Here is an 18,420-nt window from a genome sequence, read left to right on the forward strand (position 1 = left end):
GGGGGCGATCCGCGTACGGGTGTCAGCGCACGGCGACCTGACCGCCGGTCACCGAGATCGACCGGGTGGTCGCCCCCGACGCCGACAGCGACCAGACGGTGTCGGCCACGAAGTACCCGCGGTCGAGGTCGGTCTGCGTCACCGTGTGCCGCGGGGTGGAGCAGGTGTAGGCGCCGTTCGCGGCGAGATTCGACCATCGGCAGTTGCCCGCGCCGGCCGGAAGGAACGGCGAGAAGTCACCGCTCGTCGGTGTGACCGTGACCGTTGTCGACGAGGTGTTCTGCACGCGGAAGGTGTACGGCACCTGCTCGCCCACCTGGTAGGGGGTGGTCGCCAGGTTCCGCGAACCGTCCGCCCGGGCGCCGGTGATGGTCGCCGACAGTGCGCCTGCCGGGGCGGTGACGCTCACGGTCGCCTGGCTCGTGCGACCGTCGTTCGCGGTGAAGACCGCGGCGACGTTCTGCGTTCCGGATGCCGCCGATGCGGCGGTGAGTGTCACGGTGACCGTTCGAGAGGCGCCCGCGGCGAGAGTGGAGACGGCTGTGCTGCCGGCGGTCCATCCCGAGGGCGGTGCGAGCGTGAGTGTGCCCGTCAGCGCCGCCGCTTCCTGGTTCGTCACGGTCACCGGAACCTGCACGGTCTGTCCCGGCTGGATCGTCTGCGCGGGTGCCGCGAGCGGGGCGCACGCGTAGTTCAGCCAGGGCTCGTCGAACGTCGACAGCTGCATGTCGTTCGTGTAGCTCTTCTCCCACAGCACGCCGATGCGTCCGTCCTCGAGCGTCGTCGCGCTCGAGTAGGCGAAGAACCCGGTCGTGATGCTCCGCAGGCCCGGCCAGGTCTGTCCGTCGTCGCACGAGACCCTCACCGCGCCGTTCACACGGTCGCCGTTCGCGCCGTTGTTCGCGTTCGTGAAGACGAGCTTGCGCGCATCGGCGGATCCGGACGGGGCGTCGGGGTGCATCCGGATGATCGAGGCGTTGTTGGTCGGGTCGGGTAGTTCGGCGTCGGAGGTGACCGCACCGTACGTGGCGCCACCGTCGGTCGAGACGGCGGTTTTGCGCAGTCGCCCGTTGGCGCTGTCGCGGGAGTTGAGCATCACGCGTCCGTCCGAGAGCTCGACGACCTTGTTCTCGTCCATCCCGGTGCCGACGTTCGCCCCCTTGGTCCAGGTCGCCCCGTGATCGTCGGAGTACACCGAGTACGCCTGGATCGCGGTCGATCCGTTCGACTGCAGCACGGTGCCCGCGAACTGCTGGATGAGACGGCCCGCGTGCGGCCCGTAGCGCAACTGGATGCCCTCACCCGAGGTGGCGAAGGTTCCCTTCACGTCGCCCGCGACGGGGGCTGAGGCGCCGCCGGCCGCGGGCTTGGTCACGCTCGTGATGAGTCGCGGTGCGCTCCAGGTGAGTCCGCCATCGTCGGAGTGGGCGACGGCGGAGCTGAGGATGTTGCGGTCGCTGTCGAGGTTGCCGTAGCCGCTGTTCTGGAAGCTGACGTCCTTCGAGTACACGAAGAACGCGAAGACCCGGCCGGTCGACCGGTCGGTCACGTAGCTGGGGTCGGAGTATCCGAACTTCGGTCCTGACGCGTCCGCCGCCTTCCCTGCCGCGACCACGGTCTGCGGACCCCAGGTCGCCCCGTTGTCGGTGGAGCGCCGCTGCACGATCGAGTTCGGATTCGGTGCATCCGCCGCGCTGCCGGGGCGTGCATCCCAGGCCGCGAGAACGACGCCGTCGCCGAGGTGGGTGAGGGCGGGGATGCGGTAGAAGTAGTTCGCCGGGGTGCGATCGGCGGCGAGATTCTGGGCGGCGTACGAGCCCGGTGCCGACGAGGGGTCGGTCGGGTTTCCGGATGCCGCCTGGGTCGGCGCCACGAACGCTGCGGCCAGGAGGGCGCCGATCGTGACGCCGACGCACACTGCTCTGCGCGTACGGGGGAGGGGGAGGGAGGCGCGCTTCATCGTCGGAGCCTTTCGTTGGTGGACTGACATCAGAGGTCAGATGTCCAACGATAGGGGTGAAGGCGCGATGCCAAGGGTCGGGCGCAGCGCGCGGAGCCTCTGGCGGCGTGGGCCCACCCGCTGCGGCTTCGTTTTCTACGGCACCCACGCAAAAGGTCCGTTCCATCGCCAGGGCGATGAACCGAACCTCCGAGGGGCTGACGGGAATCGTCCCTCCCGCCCCTCCACGGCCCGACTGCGTCGGCCCGCGGAGCCTCCGGCGGCAGGGGCCCACCCAAGGGTTCGCTTCACGGCAACACGAAAGCCCTCCCGAACGGCCTGCGGCCGCCCGTGAGGGCTTTGGAGGGGCTGACGGGAATCGTCCCCACCGCCTCTCCACGCGCCGCTGCGCAGCGCGCGGAGCCTCTGGCGGCGTGGGCCCACCCGCTGCGGGTTCGGTTCCTACGGCACCCACGCAAAAGGTCCGTTCCATCGCCGAGGCGATGAACCGGACCTTTGAGGGGCTGACGGGAATCGAACCCGCGCTATCTGCTTGGGAAGCAGAAGTTCTGCCATTGAACTACAGCCCCGTGCGCCTTGCGGCAGCCCGGCCAGCATAACAGCGTCGTCGCCGCATCCCTCGGCATCCGCCCCCGAAGCCGCCTCCGCCGGCGAAACCGCATCCGTTCGTCGAGCGCGCATTCCCTTGCGTGCGACGGCGTGCGTTCTCGGCGAACGGATACGTCTTCGCGCGCCACACGCGAGACCACGCCGGTCGGATCGACGCGGCGCAGCGGCGCGAGCGGGGTGAAACCCGTCAGCGCGAGCGCGGGCCCCGCCCGTAGGCTGTGGGCGTGCTGCTCTCCGATCGCGACATCCGGACCGAACTCGACGCGAAGCGCCTCGGTCTCGAGCCCTTCGACCCGGCCATGGTCCAGCCCTCGAGCGTCGATGTGCGGCTCGACCGGTACTTCCGGTTGTTCGACAACCACAAGTACCCCTTCATCGACCCGGCCGAGGATCAGCCCGAGCTCACCCGTCTGATCGAGGTCGACCCGGACGAGCCGTTCATCCTTCACCCGGGGGAGTTCGCCCTCGGTTCGACGTTCGAGCGCGTGACGCTGCCCGACGACATCGCCGCGCGCCTCGAGGGCAAGTCGTCGCTCGGGCGGCTGGGCCTTCTGACCCACTCGACCGCGGGCTTCATCGACCCCGGCTTCTCGGGACACGTCACGCTCGAGCTGTCGAACGTCGCGACCCTGCCGATCAAGCTCTGGCCCGGAATGAAGATCGGCCAGGTCTGCTACTTCCGCCTCACCTCGCCGGCCGAGAACCCCTACGGCTCGGGTCCCTACGGCAACCGCTACCAGGGGCAGCGCGGTCCGACCGCGTCGCGCTCAGCGCTCAACTTCCACCGCACCGACGTCGGCTCGACCGACGCCGGATCCGCGGGACGCTGAGCGCCGGCATCCGCCCCCGAATACGCCGAGGCGGGTGAGACCCGGCCTCTCACGCCGTGTCTCACCCGCCTGAGCGGTTGCTCGCGGATCACTCCGCGACCGGGCCGCGCTCCGTGTCGGAGGGGGTGCCGGATGCCGTGGACTCGCGCCCGCGGCTGAACCCGGCGTCGAAGCCGCGCTCGTAGGCGCGCTGAGCCGCTCGAGGTCCGCGGCCGTGACCGCGCTCGCCGTCGCCGTGTCCGCGCCCGTGACCGAAGCCCGGGCCGAACCCGTGACGGCGCTCGCCGTGCCCGCGTTCGCGTCCGTGACCGAAGTCGGGTCCGAGGCCGTGGCCGTGGCGGGCGCCGCGCTCGCCACGGGCGTGCTCGGTGTCGCCGTCGTGCGCTCGGGGGCCGCCGTGTCCGCGACGGTCCTCGCCGTCAGCGTCGCGGTCGACACCGCGCGCTTCGGGGTCGAACCCGTAGCGCTCGCCCGGACCGAAGGGTCCGAAGCCACCGCGCGGACCGAACCCGGGGCCGAAGCCGCCGCGCGGACCGAATCCGGGGCCGAAGCCACGGCGCGGACCGAACCCGGGGCCGAAGCCACGGCGCCCGCGGTCGTCGCCCGACTCCTCATTCAGGCCCAGTGCACCTTCGAGGGTGCCGAGGGCTGCGACGAGACGCTCGAGCTCGTCGGTCGGGATGTCGGCGAGCAACGCCGAACGATCGGCGTCCAGCCGGTCGAGGACCGCGCGGCCCTCGTCGGTGAGCGCCCAGCCGTCGTCGGTGGAGGTGATCCATCCTCGGTCGGCGAGGGCGGAGACGCGCTTGCCTCCGCGAGCGAGGCGCTCGGCGACCCAGGGGGCGTCGATGCGGCCGTCGATGTCCCGCAGGAGGAAGACGGTCTTGGGGTGCAGGTCGCTGTCGCGCAGCTGCGCGAACAAGCGGTGATGCAGCGCGTGGCCGACCGTCGTGAGGCGATGGGCGAGGCTGCGGGGATCCAGAGGTGTGGAGGTGTTCATCAGGGTGTCCTTTCGTGGGCGGAAGTTCCGCCGATGCATGTCATGTGACAACGGATGTACTGTGACATGTATTCCCGATGCTTGTCAAGCGACATGTAAAATCACCGCATGGCATCCGACCCCGCCGATGAGATCGCGGCCGCCCTCTCCCGACTGCGCGGTCGCCGACCACGTCCGCCGTTCCCGCCCGAGGCGCCGCACCACCACGGAACGGGCCACGGCGCAGGGCACGGAGGACGCGGCGGCCCCTGGGGTCACGGCGGTCCGCCATGGGCCGACGCCGCCGCGGGCCGGTTCGCCGGCCCCGCGCGCCTCCGCATGCTCGACGCCCTCATCGCGGCATCCGGATCGCTCTCGGTCAGCGAGATCGCCGAGGCGGTCGGCGTCGATCAGCCGCGCGCGTCACGCCTCGTGCAGCAGGCGGTGCAGATGGGCCTCGTCGAGCGCGAGCCCGATCCCGAAGACGCCCGCCGCACCCGCGTGCGTCTCACCGCGCAGGGCGAGGGACTCGTCTCCGGCTTCCGCGGGCGCCGCCGCGACGCGGTGCGTTCCGCCCTGGAGTCGTTCACCGACGCCGAGCGCACCGAATTCGCCCGCCTGCTGGCGAAGTTCGCCGACGCCTGGCCGCGCGACTGAACGCCGGAGCGTCGGCCGCGTTCCCGGCATCCGGATGCCGCGCACCGGGCGCCTCGGCCCTGCGTGCACAACTCCTGAAAATTCGGTGTGCGCCGGGGTTGCATCCGCGTGATTCCGGGGCCGCGCCCCGTATCGCCGTCGGATCTTCCGGAGTTGTGCACGCCGAGGGCCGGACGGATCCGCGGCCAGCGGTTCCGGATGCCGCCGGCTCAGACGATGACGGCGGGCTTCGCCTTCACCGGGAGAAGCAGCAGCAATCCCGCACCCAGGATCAGCACGATGCCCAGGATGCCGAGGCGCGTGTCGCCCGTGATGCCGACGAAGAGGGCGAACAGGCCGGGGGCGAGGAACGACACGGCTCGGCCTGTCGTGGCGTAGAGGCCGAAGATCTCGCCCTCCCGCCCCTCGGGGGCCACGCGGGCCAGGAAGGACCGGCTCGCCGACTGCACGGGGCCGACGAAGGCGCACAGGCCGAGGCCGGTGATCCAGAACGCGGTCTGCGACGTTCCGATGAGCAGCACGGCCCCGCCGAGCACGATGAGTCCGATCAGCGAGATGACGATGACCCGCTTCGGGCCGAACCGGTCGTCGAAGCGACCGGCGATGAAGGTGCTCACTCCGGCGACCACGTTCGCGGCCACCGCGAAGTACAGCACCAGCGTCGAGCTGAAACCGAACACCTGCGCGGCGATGATCGCGCCGAACGTGAAGACGCCGGCGAGGCCGTCGCGGAAGACCGCGCTGGCCACGAGGAAGAGCAGAACCTGACGGCTGTCGCGCCAGAGCGCACGCAGTGTTCCCCACAGCACCACGTAGGAACGGAAGAAGCCGACGCGCACCTGGCGACGGCGGGCGGGGATCTCCGGCACGCGCAGCAGCACGGGGATGGCGAATGCGCCGAACCAGAGGGCGGATGCCAAGACGGCGAGGCGGATGTTCCACCCGCCCTCCTTGGTCACGGCCAGGAGCCCGCCGGCATCCGGATCTCCGAAACTCTGGATGAACAGCGCGAGCAACAGCAGCAACAGCACGATCCCGCCGACGTAACCCATGCCCCAGCCGAAGCCCGAGACCCGGCCGATGTTCTCGCGAGTGGAGACCTGCGTGAGCATGGCGTAGTAGTTGACGCTCGCGAACTCGAAGAAGACGTTGCCGACCGCGATGAGCGCAGCGCCCAGCACGAGGAACGACGGCGTCCCTTCGACGAACACCATCGCCGCCATCGCCAGCACGACCAGGCCGGTGTTGATGCCGAGCCAGAGCTTGCGGCGTCCGGTGCCGTCGGATCGCTGTCCGAGCACCGGGGCCACGAGGGCCACCACGATTCCGGCGATCATCAGCGCCACGCCCACGAGGGTCGCGTTGTCGGCGAGAGCGCGCACGAGGGCCGGGTTCTTGTCGTCGCCGTTCGCCGCCGCCACGATCGCCGGGTCGACGAACAGCTGACTGGCCAGATAGGTGCTGAAGACGAACGTCGTGACCACGGCGTTGAACGCCGCCGAACCCCAGTCCCAGAGGGCCCAGGCGATCACCGGTCGCCGAGGGGTGGTCGGGGCTTCGGTGGCGCCGGAGGAGGACATGTCGGTCACGCTAGGGTCCTTCGGTGAACGCCCGGTTCGGCGGGCGAGGCAGCCGCGCCATCGTCGGCGCACGCCCTCAGGCTAGACCTCGGCCCGCGCGCGAGCGCGGAGGAGACTACCGTGGAGTCATGGCATCCGAAACCCCCGTCGACTCCGCTGAAGCCGAGACCGCCCCCGAAACGCTCACCTTCGCCGATCTGGGACTGGATGCCGCTGTGCTGAAGGCCCTCAAGGACGTGGGCTACGAGACCCCCTCCGCGATCCAGGCCGCCACGATCCCCGTGCTGCTGCAGGGCCGCGACGTCGTCGGCCTCGCGCAGACCGGTACCGGCAAGACCGCCGCGTTCGCGCTGCCCGTGCTGTCGCAGATGGAGACCGGCCACAAGAACCCGCAGGCCCTCGTGCTCGCGCCGACCCGCGAGCTCGCGCTGCAGGTGTGCGAGGCGTTCGAGAAGTACGCCGCGCACATCAAGGGCGTCTCGGTGCTGCCCGTCTACGGTGGCCAGGGCTACGGCCAGCAGCTGTCGGCCCTGCGCCGCGGCGTCGACATCGTCGTCGGTACCCCCGGTCGCATCATGGACCACCTCGACAAGGGCACCCTCGACCTGAGCGAGCTGAAGTACCTCGTGCTCGACGAGGCTGACGAGATGCTCAAGATGGGCTTCGCCGAAGACGTCGAGACGATCCTCGCTGACACCCCCGCCACGAAGCAGGTCGCACTGTTCTCGGCCACGATGCCGGCGCAGATCCGCCGCATCTCGGCGCAGTACCTGAACAACCCCGAAGAGATCACGGTCAAGACCAAGACCGCGACCTCGACGAACATCACCCAGCGCTACCTGATCGTGTCGTACCAGCAGAAGATCGACGCGCTCACGCGCATCCTCGAGGTCGAGAACTTCGAGGGCATGATCGTCTTCACCCGCACCAAGAACGAGACCGAGACGGTCGCCGAGAAGCTGCGCGCCCGCGGCTACACCGCCGCCGCGATCAACGGCGACGTCGCCCAGGTGCAGCGCGAGCGCACGGTCAACCAGCTCAAGAGCGGCAAGCTCGACATCCTCGTCGCCACCGACGTGGCCGCGCGAGGTCTCGACGTCGACCGCATCAGCCACGTCGTTAACTACGACCTGCCCATCGACACCGAGTCGTACGTGCACCGCATCGGCCGCACGGGCCGCGCCGGCCGCACCGGTGACGCGATCAGCTTCGTCACCCCGCGCGAGCGCCGCATGCTCACCGCGATCGAGAAGGCGACGCGCCAGCCGCTGACCGAGATGTCGCTGCCGAGCGTCGACGACGTCAACGCCACGCGCCTCACCCGTTTCGACGACGCCATCACAACCGCCCTCGAAGACACCGCCGCGATCGCGACGTTCCGCGACGTCGTCGCCCACTACGTGGCGCACCATGACGTGCCCGAGGCTGACGTGGCCGCAGCTCTCGCCGTGGTCGCCCAGGGCGACACCCCGCTGCTGCTCGAGGCCGAGGCCTTCCGTCAGCCGCGTTTCGACAGCGAGCGTCCCGCCCGCGACGGCGGTTCGCGCGACGGTGGTTCGCGCGACGGCGGCTCGCGCGACGGCGGATCCCGCGACGCCGGCCCGCGCCGCGACACCTCCGGCCGCTTCGCGACGTACCGCATCGCGGTGGGTCGTCGTCAGCGCGTCGAGCCCCGTCAGATCGTCGGTGCCCTCGCCAACGAGGGTGGCCTGCGCCGCAACGACTTCGGTGCGATCCAGATCCGTCAGGACTTCTCGCTCGTCGAGCTGCCCGTCGACCTCTCGAGCGACACGATCGACCGCCTCGCCGACACGCGCATCTCGGGCCAGCTGATCGACCTGCGCCTCGACGCCGGCGGCCGTTCGGCCAAGCGCAGCGACCGGCCGCAGCGCCGCGATCGCGACCGCGACTGAGTCACGTTCGCGGTCGAGACCGCGACTGAGTCACGTTCGCGGTCGAGACCGCGACTTAGTCACGGCATCCGTTCGACGCCCCCGTACCCCGTTGAGGGTGCGGGGGCGTCGGGCGTGGTGGGGGCGCCGCTCACTGGGCGTGTGGCGGTCCGCGGCGCCCTGGCTGGGGCGTCGGAAGTGGCCCCGGGGCGGGGAACGTGGTTTCGGGGCCGTGGGGGACGCCCCGGGGTGTTCGAGCCGGTCGTCGGTTTTCTGGGGCGTGGTTCGTGGCCCCGGGGCGTTTGGGCCCGTCGTCGGGGTTTGTGGGGCGTTGAAAGTGGCCCCGGGGCGGGGACCGTGGCCCCGGGGCCGTGGGGGACGCCCCGGGGTGTTCGAGCCGGTCGTCGGCTTTCTGGGGCGTGGTTCGTGGCCCCGGGGCGGGGACCGTGGCCCCGGGGCCACATGGGGCGGTGGGCCCTCGCGGTTTCGGGGCGAATCTCGTCGTTCGGGGCGTGAAAATGCCGCCCCGAACGGCGGAATCCGCCCCAAAGCGAGGTGCCGGGACACGGCGCAACCGCGGCACTCGCGCGAGCGCGGTCCATGGCATCCGGATGCCGAGACGACGGCGACCCGCCCTGCACTGCGCAACTCGCGCCCATCGGTACACGGAAGTTGAGCCAATTCATATCAAGTCACCTTGACCTCGTGGAGGGGGTCCGATAACCTTGAGTCATCGCGGCTCAACCCGCGCAGAGACTTTCACCAGAACCCCGAGTGCGGCAACGGCCGTGCTCACAAGCAAGGAGACACATATGCCCCGTGCAGTGGGAATCGACCTCGGTACGACCAACTCCGTCGTGAGCGTGCTCGAGGGTGGCGAGCCCAAGGTCATCGCCAACGCCGAGGGTTTCCGCACGACCCCCTCGGTCGTCGCCTACACGAAGGACGGCGAGGTGCTCGTCGGCGAGACCGCCAAGCGCCAGGCCGTCACCAACGTCGACCGCACCATCTCCAGCGTGAAGCGCCACATGGGCACCACCTGGAGCTTCGACGTCGACGGCAAGAAGTGGACGCCGCAGGAGATCTCGGCCCGCATCCTGCAGAAGCTCAAGCGCGACGCCGAGGAGTACCTCGGTGACAGCGTGACGGATGCCGTCATCACGGTCCCCGCGTACTTCAACGACGCCGAGCGTCAGGCCACCAAGGAGGCCGGCGAGATCTCGGGCCTCAACGTGCTGCGCATCATCAACGAGCCCACCGCCGCGGCCCTCGCGTACGGCCTCGACAAGGGCAAGGAAGACGAGCTCATCCTCGTCTTCGACCTCGGTGGCGGAACGTTCGACGTCTCGCTGCTCGAGGTGGGCAAGGACGACGACTTCTCCACGATCCAGGTGCGCGCCACCTCGGGTGACAACCGCCTCGGTGGAGACGACTGGGACCAGCGCGTCGTCGACTACCTCATCAAGCAGTTCAAGGACACGACCGGTGTCGACGTCTCGGGTGACAAGATCGCCCTGCAGCGTCTGAAGGAAGCGGCCGAGCAGGCCAAGAAGGAGCTGTCGAGCTCGACCTCGACCAGCATCAACCTGCCGTACCTGTCGCTCACCGACACGGGCCCCGTCTCGCTCAGCGAGACCCTCACGCGCGCCAAGTTCGAGGACCTCACCAAGGACCTCCTCGACCGCACCCGCAAGCCCTTCTCCGACGTCATCCGCGAGGCCGGCGTGAAGGTCGACGACATCGCCCACGTGGTGCTCGTCGGCGGCTCGACCCGCATGCCCGCGGTCGCCGAGCTGGTCAAGAAGGAAACCGGTAAGGACGCCAACAAGGGCGTGAACCCCGACGAGGTCGTGGCCGTGGGCGCAGCCCTGCAGGCCGGTGTCCTCAAGGGCGAGCGCAAGGACGTCCTGCTCATCGACGTCACCCCCCTGAGCCTCGGCATCGAGACCAAGGGCGGCATCATGACCAAGCTCATCGAGCGCAACACGGCCATCCCGACCAAGCGCAGCGAGACCTTCACCACCGCCGACGACAACCAGCCGTCGGTCGCGATCCAGGTCTTCCAGGGCGAGCGCGAGTTCACCCGCGACAACAAGCCGCTCGGCACCTTCGAGCTCACCGGCATCGCGCCGGCTCCCCGCGGCATCCCGCAGGTGGAGGTCACCTTCGACATCGACGCGAACGGCATCGTGCACGTCTCGGCGAAGGACAAGGGCACCGGCAAGGAGCAGTCGATGACCATCACGGGCGGCTCGTCGCTGCCCAAGGAGGACATCGAGCGCATGGTGCGCGAGGCCGAGGAGAACGCGGCCGACGACAAGAAGCGCCGCGAGTCCGCCGAGACCCGCAACCAGGCCGAGACCCTGTCGTACTCGATCGAGAAGCTCATCAAGGAGAACGACGACAAGCTCCCCGCCGAGGTCAAGACCGAGGTGCAGGGCGACGTCGACGCGCTCAAGACGGCTCTCGCCGGTGACGACGACGACGCGGTCAAGACCGCGTTCGACAAGCTGAACGCCAGCCAGGGCAAGCTCGGCGAGGCCATCTACGCCTCGTCGCAGGCCGCGGGTGAGCAGGCCGACCCCAACGTGGGCCAGCCCGGCAACGGCGAGACGCCGAACCCCGAGGAAGACGTCATCGACGCCGAGGTCGTCGACGACGAGAACCCCGACGAGAACAAGAAGTAAGCAGAGACCATGGCACACAAGGACGACGAACAGCCCACGGGCTCGGGCGCCGGTCCTGACGAGACGGGGCCGGAGGAGAACACCTCCGGCCCCGCGCCGTCGGGCGACCAGCCGGAGTCTTCGGAATCGGATGCCGATGGCCTGACCATCGACGACATCCTCGGCGCCGAACAGACGCCCGAGGCGGCCGCAGAAGGAGCCTCCTCCGACAAGGAGGCCTCGCTGCTGATCGATCTCAAGCGCCTGCAGGCCGAGTACGCCAACTACCGTCGGCGCACCGAGGAGCAGCGCGAGCGCGAGATCGAGCGCGCCAAGGGCGAGGCCGTGAAGGGCCTGCTGCCCGTCATGGACGACCTCGACCGCGCCGCCAAGCACGGCGACCTCGTCGAGGGCAGCCCCCTCTCCGCGATCGGCGACAAGGTGCGCGCCGTGGCCGAGCGCCTCGGTGTGGTGTCGTACGGCGCCGTGGGCGACGTGTTCGACCCGCAGCAGCATGAGGCGATCTTCCAGGCCCCCACTCCCGGCGTGACCGAGACCACGATCCTCGAGGTCGTCGAGGTCGGCTACCGCCTCGGTTCGGTCGAACTGCGACCGGCCAAGGTCGTCGTCGCCGTGCCGGCCTAAGAGGAGGACACATGGCGAGTCAGGACTGGTTCGACAAGGACTTCTACAAAGTCCTCGGTGTCGACAAGAGCGTCAGCGCTGCCGATCTGAAGAAGACGTATCGCAAGCTCGCGCGCCAGTACCACCCCGACTCGAACCCGGGAGACGCGAAGGCCGAAGCGAAGTTCAAGGAGATCAGCGAGGCCTACTCGGTGCTCAACGACCCCGAGCAGCGCGAGGAGTACGACCAGATCCGGGCCATGGGCTCGGGGGCGCGCTTCTCGGCTCCCGGGGCCGGGGCGGGTGGCGGTTTCGACGACGTCTTCAGCCGGTTCGGTCAGGGGCGGGGTCAGCCCCAGGGCGGCTTCGACGACTTCTTCACGATGTTCGACCAGCAGGGCGGGGGCTTCGGTTCCGGCCGGTTCGGTCAGACGACGGGCGGATTCCGTGGATTCGGCGGCCCGCAGAAGGGCTCCGACGTCACCGCGCGCACGACGATCGACTTCGTCACCGCGGCCAAGGGAGAGACGATCACCCTCGCGGGTGAAGACAATGTGCCCTTCAAGGTGAAGATCCCCGCCGGTGTGTCCGACGGGCAGAAGATCCGGCTGCGGGGCCGCGGACGCAAGTCACCCGACGGCGGCGAGAGCGGCGACATCGTCGTGACCGTGGCCGTGCGCCCCCACCCGGTCTTCACGCGCGACGGACTCAACCTGCGCATCACCGTGCCCGTCACCTTCACCGAGGCGGCGCTGGGCGCGACGATCGAGGTGCCGACGCTCGGGGGAGACCCCGTGCGCCTGCGCGTCGCCCCCGGCACCCCGTCGGGGCGCGTCCTGCGCGTCAAGGGTCGCGGGATCTCGACCACCAAAGGCACCGGCGATCTGCTCGCCGAGGTCCAGGTCGCGGTTCCCGCTCACCTCGACGACGCGGCGCGCGAAGCCCTCGAGCGCTTCCACGAGCTCGAACCCAAAGAGAACCCCCGCGCCGACCTGATGTCGAAGGCGCGATAAACACACGCGAGTCGCCGAGGTTCTCGGCATCCGATACGACAGGATGCCGAGAACCCGGCACCGCACCCGGCACGACGGAAGAGGTGAAGACGTGTCCGAAAGAGAGATCGACGAAGACGCCCCGATCTTCGCCATCGCCGCAGCCGCCGAGCTGTCGAACATGCACCCGCAGACGCTGCGGCAGTACGACAGACTCGGCCTCGTCGTGCCCGCGCGCACCCAGGGCGGTTCGCGGCGTTACTCGAGCCGTCACGTGCAGCAGCTGCGCGAGGTCGCGCGGCTGTCGGGTGAGGGCATGAGCCTCCCCGCCATCGCGCGTCTGCTCGCGCTCGAGGAGCGCGTGCATGAGCTCGCGCGTCGCGTGAACGACCTCGAGCGTCAGCTCACGATCGAGCGGCAGTCGCGTCCCGGCGCCCGCGTCTTCGCGGCCGGGGCCACCGGTTCGGTCGTCACGCTGCGCCACGGGGCGCGCGTGCGCCGTGCCACCGACATCGTGCTGTGGCGTCCGCGCGACATGCACGGCGACTGACGCCGCCCTACGCGGTCTATGCGCTGGGCGAGGTCCCTGCGCGCCCCGAGGTCCTTGAGAGCCCCGAGGTCCCTGAGCGCCCCGAGGTCCCTGAGCGCCCCGAGGTCCCTGAGCTTGTCGAAGGGACCGGGATGCCGCGGGCGCGCGGCGCTCCGACGGGCTCAGCCACCCCTCCCGCGTCAGGCCGGATCGATCCGCAGCACGGTCGGCGCCTCGCCCAGCTGAAGGTCGTCGACCACCCGGACCGTGCGCGCCACGGCATCCACCGCGTCGATGACCGTGCCGAAGCGCTGGCGGTCCGAGCACACCGCGGTGACGGTCACGAAATGCGAGCCGGTGTCCCACGTGTACGTGGCGAACGGCGGCGTCTTCGGATCGCTCGGCAGGGGCATCGCGAGCTTCTCGCCGACGCCGAGGTGCGGATTGCGGAACGACTCGGTGTCGTCGTACTCCATCGGCATCATCGCCCGCGCCGTGCGCAGCTGCGGCGTGGCCTCCTGCAGCTGCGCCATCACGACGAGCAGCTCCGGATCGTTCTTCCAGACCCACACGAGCACGCGTCCGCCCGCGCGGCGCATGAGCAGCGGCGCCGCCTGACTCAGGATCCACGCGAAGGCGCCACCGCCGGGGCGGGGCGCGGCGCCGACCGCCTGATTGGCCTGGCTGAGCAGCATTCCGATCGCCGCCTTGCGGTGGCGGCGGCCACGGAATCCGAGGGAACCGGTCACGGGCACCCAGAGATCGGCGGGAGCGTCGGCCTGCAGTCGAGACATGCGCTCAGCCTACGATCCGGGGCCTGTGAGACGGATGCCGATCAGCCGCGTTCGCGACGGGAGAACGCTCCCACGGCCGTGGGGGTCGCCGATGTCGGAGGTCGGTGCCAGGCTGTAGTTCGCGGTCATCGCGACCGCGTCGATCTCCCGGAGGGCCTCGTGCTCGGCAAACTCCTCATCCGCTATCTCGCGCGCTATCGCTGGCTGCTGGTCGCCATCCTCGTCTTCCAGGCTGCGTCCGCCGTCGCGACGCTGTACCTGCCGCGTCTGAACGCCGACATCATCAACCTCGGCGTCGCCCAGGGCGATACCGGCTTCATCTGGTCGCGCGGCGGGCTCATGCTCGTCATCTCGCTCGGACAGATCGTGGCATCCGTGATCGCCACGTACTTCGCCGCGCGGGCGGCGATGGCCGCCGGCCGCGACATCCGCCTCGACGTCTTCGAGCGCGTGAGCGGCTTCTCCGAGCGCGAGTTGTCGCAGTTCGGCGCGGGGTCGCTGATCACCCGTAACACCAACGACGTGCAGCAGGTGCAGATGCTCGCGATGATGGGTGCCACCATGCTCGTCAGCGCCCCGCTGCTGGCCATCGGCGGCATCATCATGGCGCTGCAGCAAGACGTCGGACTCAGCTGGCTCATCGCGGTGGCCGTGCCGGTGCTGGTCATCGCCGCCGGCCTCATCATCGCGCGCATGGTCCCGCTGTTCCGCAGCTACCAGACGAAGCTCGACGGCGTGAACCGCGTCATGCGCGAGCAGCTCACCGGCGTGCGCGTCGTGCGCGCCTTCGTGCGCGAGCGCATCGAAGAAGAGCGCTTCCGCGAGGCCAACACCGACATCCTCGTCGTCGGCCGCAAGGTCGGCTCGCTGTTCGTGCTGCTGTTCCCCCTCGCGATGCTCGTGCTCAACGTCACCGTGGTGGGCGTCATCTGGTTCGGCGGAATCCAGGTCGACGCCGGCGGGGTCGAGATCGGCACCCTGTTCGCCTTCATCCAGTACGTGGCTCAGATCCTCGGCGGCGTGCTCATGGCCAGCTTCATGACGGTGATGATCCCTCGCGCCGCCGTGTCGGCCGAGCGCATCGGCGAGGTGCTCGACAGCCGCTCGACCCTCGAGCGTCCGGCGAACCCCGTCGAGCGTCTCCCCGAACCGGGGGCGGTCGAGTTCGACGACGTCGCCTTCGCTTACCCGGGCGCCGAGTCGCCGGTCGTCTCGGGCATCAGCTTCACCGCGCGCCCCGGCGAGACGGTCGCGATCGTCGGCTCGACCGGCGCCGGCAAGACGACCCTCGTCTCGCTCATCCCGCGCCTGTTCGACGTGACCTCGGGCGCCGTGCGCGTCGGCGGCGTCGACGTGCGCGAGGCCGACCTCGACGTGCTGTGGAAGAGCATCGGGCTCGTTCCGCAGCGTCCGTTCCTGTTCAGCGGCACCGTCGCCTCCAATCTCCGGTTCGGACGCGAAGACGCCACCGACGACGAGCTCTGGCACGCTCTCGAGATCGCGCAGGGCCGAGACTTCGTCGAGGCGATGGAGGGTCGGCTCGAGGGGCGCATCGCCCAGGGCGGCACCAACGTCTCGGGCGGTCAGCGTCAGCGCCTCGCGATCGCTCGGGCCATCGTGCACCGCCCGGCGGTGCTGGTCTTCGACGACTCGTTCTCGGCGCTCGACCTCAGTACCGACGCTCGATTGCGACAAGCCCTGTGGCGCGAACTCCCCGAGGTGACGAAGATCGTCGTCGCGCAGCGCGTGTCGACCATCACGGGTGCCGACCGCATCATGGTGCTCGAAGACGGCCGCATGGCCGGCCTCGGCACGCACGACGAGCTGCTGGCCACCAGCGCCACCTACCGCGAGATCGTCGAGTCGCAGCTGGGGGTCGAGGCATGAGCACCGCAGACGCCCTCACCGAAGAAGAACGCGCCGAACTCGAGCTCGCCGAGCAGGCGCGCCTGAACTCCGGCAGCTGGGACAGCGTCGCGCCCGGCAAGGCCTCGAACTTCGGGCCGAGCTTCCGGCGCCTCATCGGCCTCCTCCGGCCGTACGCCGCCGCTTTCGTGTTCGTGTCGATCCTCGGCGCGATCGGCGTCGTGCTCGCCGTGCTCGCTCCGCGCGTGCTCGGAGACGCGACCAACATCATCTTCGAAGGCGTGGTCTCGAAGGGACTCGCGCAGCAGTTCCCCGCCGGCACCTCGCAGGCCGAGGTCGTCGACGCTCTGCGCGCCGCGGGGCAGAACGACATCGCCAACATCGTCGGGGCGATGAGCAACTTCTCCGTCGGCGCCGGCGTCGACTTCGACGCCCTGCGAGTCGTGATCGTGACGGTGCTCGCGATCTACGTCGGCTCGTCGCTGCTGTCGTGGATCCAGGGCTACGTCATCAACGTCATCATGGTCCGCACCATGTGGCGCCTGCGCGAAGACGTCGAGGCCAAGATCAACCGTCTGCCCCTGTCGTACTTCGACCGCGTGCAGCGCGGAGAACTGATCTCCCGGGTCACCAACGACATCGACAACATCACGCAGACGATGCAGCAGTCGCTCTCCAGCGCGCTCACGTCGGTGCTCACCGTCGTCGGTGTGCTCATCATGATGTTCACGATCTCGTGGCAGCTCGCTCTCGTCGCCCTCGTCTCGCTGCCGCTCATGGCGGTGATCTTCGGCGTCATCGGACCGAAGTCGCAGAAGGCCTTCGGCGAGCAGTGGAAGAAGGTCGGCCGCCTCAACGCCCGCGTCGAGGAGTCGTTCTCGGGCCACGCGCTGGTCAAGGTCTACGGCCGCGAGAAAGACGCGCGCGAGAAGTTCGAGGCCGAGAACGAAGAGCTCTACCAGGCCAGCTTCAAGGCGCAGTTCCTCTCCGGCATGATCATGCCCGGCATGATGTTCGTCGGAAACCTCACGTACGTCGGCATCGCCGTGCTCGGTGGTCTCATGGTGGCCGGTGGCCAGATCCGCCTCGGCGACGTGCAGGCCTTCATCCAGTACTCGCAGCAGTTCACGCAGCCGCTGTCGCAGCTGGGTGGCATGGCCGCGGTGGTCCAGTCGGGCACCGCCTCCGCCGAGCGGGTCTTCGCGCTCCTCGACGCCGAAGAGCAGGAGCCGGATGCCGATGACGCCCCGACCCACACCGAGGGTCGCGGGGTCATCGAGTTCCAGAACGTGCGGTTCTCCTACTCGCCCGACCGCCCGCTGATCACCGACCTGTCGTTCCGCGTCGAGCCCGGCCAGACGGTCGCGATCGTGGGACCCACCGGTGCCGGAAAGACGACGCTGGTGAACCTGATCATGCGGTTCTACGAGCTCGACGGCGGGCGCATCCTGCTCGACGGACAGGACATCGCCGAGCTGCGCCGCGACGACGTGCGCTCGCGCACCGGCATGGTTCTGCAAGACCCGTGGCTGTTCGCCGGGTCCATCCGCGACAACATCCGCTACGGGCGCGAGAGCGCGACCGACGACGAGATCGTCGAGGCCGCGGTCGCCACGCGCGTCGACCAGTTCGTGCACTCGCTGCCCGAGGGCTACGACACCGTGCTCGACGAAGACGCCGCCAACGTCTCGGCGGGTGAGAAGCAGTTGATCACCATCGCGCGGGCGTTCGTCGCCCGGCCCTCCGTGCTGATCCTCGACGAGGCGACCTCGTCGGTCGACACCCGCACCGAGCTGCTGCTGCAGCAGGCGATGGCGGCGCTGCGCGAGGGACGCACCTCGTTCGTGATCGCACACCGCCTGTCGACGATCCGCGATGCCGACCTCATCCTCGTGATGGAGCACGGCGACATCGTCGAGAAGGGCACGCACGACGAACTCATCGCGGTCGAGGGCGCGTACTACCGCCTGTACCGCTCGCAGTTCGAGCAGGCGGCATCCGACCTCGACGCGGTCGAGGCCGACGCACAGCGCGCCGCCGATCCGCAGCACGCCCCGGCGAACGACGATGCCGTGGTGGTGTCGGCGATGGCGGTCGCGGCATCCGGGGTTCCGGCGGCCGCGGGCGTCGACGGCCCTCCGCGTCCGGCGCAGGGCTCACCCGTGCCCGACCGACGCCTCGACGGCGAGGGCTGACCCCCCCCGCTGCACGGCACGACGACGCCCGCTCGGCTCCGCGCCGGGCGGGCGTCGTCATGCTCCGGTGCCGCGGGGGTCGCTGGGGCCCCGCCGTCTCGGTTTGGGGCGGGATCTGCACGTTGGGGCGGGAATCGTCCGCCCCGAACGGCGGAATCCGCCCCAAACCGTAGGTGGGGCCCGCCACCGGCCGAGCCCCTTCGCTCACCGCCCCGCGCCGCTTCCTTCACTGCCCCGCGCCGCTCCC

13 protein-coding genes and 1 tRNA gene are annotated in these 18,420 nt (G+C 69.8%); 9 read left to right on the forward strand and 5 right to left on the reverse strand.

The annotated features are described in order from the left end of the window. Positions 1 to 22 precede the first annotated feature (22 nt). Together M3667_RS15100 and M3667_RS15105 are read right to left on the reverse strand one after the other, a co-directional pair. A complete protein-coding gene (locus tag M3667_RS15100) occupies positions 23 to 1,960 on the reverse strand; it encodes an exo-alpha-sialidase (RefSeq protein ID WP_308196478.1) in 1,938 nt (645 codons plus the stop codon). A 498-nt stretch (positions 1,961 to 2,458) separates the two neighbouring features. Beyond that, positions 2,459 to 2,529: transfer RNA gene (locus M3667_RS15105), tRNA-Gly, on the reverse strand. Between the two features lie 264 nt (positions 2,530 to 2,793). Between M3667_RS15105 and dcd the strand changes: the two genes are divergently transcribed. After that, the gene (gene dcd, locus M3667_RS15110) at positions 2,794 to 3,399 is read left to right on the forward strand and encodes a dCTP deaminase (protein WP_144831433.1); all 606 of its coding nucleotides are present in this window, start codon (positions 2,794 to 2,796) and stop codon (positions 3,397 to 3,399) included. Positions 3,400 to 3,487: 88 nt separating this feature from the next. On the opposite strand, the gene M3667_RS15115 is transcribed toward dcd, so the two are convergent. After that, positions 3,488 to 4,399 (reverse strand): hypothetical protein, encoded by a 912-nt coding sequence (locus M3667_RS15115; protein ID WP_251509226.1) that lies wholly within the window; start codon positions 4,397 to 4,399, stop codon positions 3,488 to 3,490. Positions 4,400 to 4,507: 108 nt separating this feature from the next. Between M3667_RS15115 and M3667_RS15120 the strand changes: the two genes are divergently transcribed. After that, the gene (locus M3667_RS15120) at positions 4,508 to 5,035 is read left to right on the forward strand and encodes a MarR family winged helix-turn-helix transcriptional regulator (RefSeq protein WP_251509227.1); all 528 of its coding nucleotides are present in this window, start codon (positions 4,508 to 4,510) and stop codon (positions 5,033 to 5,035) included. 209 nt (positions 5,036 to 5,244) lie between these two features. Here the strand turns inward: M3667_RS15120 and M3667_RS15125 are convergent, their stop codons facing one another. Further along, positions 5,245 to 6,615, reverse strand: coding sequence for an MFS transporter (locus tag M3667_RS15125; protein ID WP_251509396.1), 1,371 nt, complete (start codon positions 6,613 to 6,615; stop codon positions 5,245 to 5,247). A 128-nt stretch (positions 6,616 to 6,743) separates the two neighbouring features. Here M3667_RS15125 and M3667_RS15130 point away from each other — a divergent pair, with 128 nt between their 5' ends. The 5 genes from M3667_RS15130 to M3667_RS15150 all read left to right on the forward strand — a co-directional run bounded on the left by M3667_RS15130 (position 6,744) and on the right by M3667_RS15150 (position 13,339). Then, positions 6,744 to 8,528: a DEAD/DEAH box helicase gene (locus tag M3667_RS15130; protein WP_251509229.1), complete on the forward strand. Its 1,785-nt coding sequence runs from the start codon at positions 6,744 to 6,746 to the stop codon at positions 8,526 to 8,528. Positions 8,529 to 9,319: 791 nt separating this feature from the next. Then, positions 9,320 to 11,194, forward strand: a complete 1,875-nt coding sequence (dnaK, locus tag M3667_RS15135) for a molecular chaperone DnaK (protein ID WP_251509231.1) — start codon at positions 9,320 to 9,322, stop codon at positions 11,192 to 11,194. Between the two features lie 9 nt (positions 11,195 to 11,203). Further along, the gene (locus M3667_RS15140) at positions 11,204 to 11,818 is read left to right on the forward strand and encodes a nucleotide exchange factor GrpE (RefSeq protein WP_251509233.1); all 615 of its coding nucleotides are present in this window, start codon (positions 11,204 to 11,206) and stop codon (positions 11,816 to 11,818) included. Positions 11,819 to 11,829: 11 nt separating this feature from the next. Then, positions 11,830 to 12,810, forward strand: coding sequence for a DnaJ C-terminal domain-containing protein (locus M3667_RS15145; RefSeq protein WP_251509235.1), 981 nt, complete (start codon positions 11,830 to 11,832; stop codon positions 12,808 to 12,810). Positions 12,811 to 12,901: 91 nt separating this feature from the next. Next, the gene (locus M3667_RS15150) at positions 12,902 to 13,339 is read left to right on the forward strand and encodes a heat shock protein transcriptional repressor HspR (RefSeq protein ID WP_056224717.1); all 438 of its coding nucleotides are present in this window, start codon (positions 12,902 to 12,904) and stop codon (positions 13,337 to 13,339) included. A gap of 179 nt (positions 13,340 to 13,518) precedes the next feature. Here the strand turns inward: M3667_RS15150 and M3667_RS15155 are convergent, their stop codons facing one another. Next, entirely contained in the window at positions 13,519 to 14,112 is a 594-nt protein-coding gene (locus M3667_RS15155; RefSeq protein WP_251509237.1) for a hypothetical protein, read from the reverse strand. A 159-nt stretch (positions 14,113 to 14,271) separates the two neighbouring features. Here M3667_RS15155 and M3667_RS15160 point away from each other — a divergent pair, with 159 nt between their 5' ends. Further along, positions 14,272 to 15,999, forward strand: coding sequence for an ABC transporter ATP-binding protein (locus M3667_RS15160; RefSeq protein ID WP_251509239.1), 1,728 nt, complete (start codon positions 14,272 to 14,274; stop codon positions 15,997 to 15,999). After that, positions 15,996 to 18,173 (forward strand): ABC transporter ATP-binding protein, encoded by a 2,178-nt coding sequence (locus tag M3667_RS15165; protein WP_251509240.1) that lies wholly within the window; start codon positions 15,996 to 15,998, stop codon positions 18,171 to 18,173. Before M3667_RS15160 ends, M3667_RS15165 begins: the two co-directional genes overlap by 4 nt. The last annotated feature ends 247 nt before the right edge of the window (positions 18,174 to 18,420 follow it).

The sequence above is a fragment of the Microbacterium sp. P26 genome, from assembly GCF_023712585.1.
Classification (GTDB): Bacteria; Actinomycetota; Actinomycetes; order Actinomycetales; family Microbacteriaceae; genus Microbacterium; species Microbacterium algihabitans_A.

Excerpts from the sequence above, each read along its gene's own strand:
- M3667_RS15100 (WP_308196478.1), bottom strand. The coding sequence starts at position 1,960 with ATGAAGCGCGCCTCCCTCCCCCTCCCCCGTACGCGCAGAGCAGTGTGC.
- M3667_RS15115 (WP_251509226.1), bottom strand. The coding sequence starts at position 4,399 with ATGAACACCTCCACACCTCTGGATCCCCGCAGCCTCGCCCATCGCCTC.
- M3667_RS15120 (WP_251509227.1), top strand. The coding sequence starts at position 4,508 with ATGGCATCCGACCCCGCCGATGAGATCGCGGCCGCCCTCTCCCGACTG.
- M3667_RS15125 (WP_251509396.1), bottom strand. The coding sequence starts at position 6,615 with ATGTCCTCCTCCGGCGCCACCGAAGCCCCGACCACCCCTCGGCGACCG.
- M3667_RS15130 (WP_251509229.1), top strand. The coding sequence starts at position 6,744 with ATGGCATCCGAAACCCCCGTCGACTCCGCTGAAGCCGAGACCGCCCCC.
- dnaK (WP_251509231.1), top strand. The coding sequence starts at position 9,320 with ATGCCCCGTGCAGTGGGAATCGACCTCGGTACGACCAACTCCGTCGTG.
- M3667_RS15140 (WP_251509233.1), top strand. The coding sequence starts at position 11,204 with ATGGCACACAAGGACGACGAACAGCCCACGGGCTCGGGCGCCGGTCCT.
- M3667_RS15145 (WP_251509235.1), top strand. The coding sequence starts at position 11,830 with ATGGCGAGTCAGGACTGGTTCGACAAGGACTTCTACAAAGTCCTCGGT.
- M3667_RS15155 (WP_251509237.1), bottom strand. The coding sequence starts at position 14,112 with ATGTCTCGACTGCAGGCCGACGCTCCCGCCGATCTCTGGGTGCCCGTG.
- M3667_RS15165 (WP_251509240.1), top strand. The coding sequence starts at position 15,996 with ATGAGCACCGCAGACGCCCTCACCGAAGAAGAACGCGCCGAACTCGAG.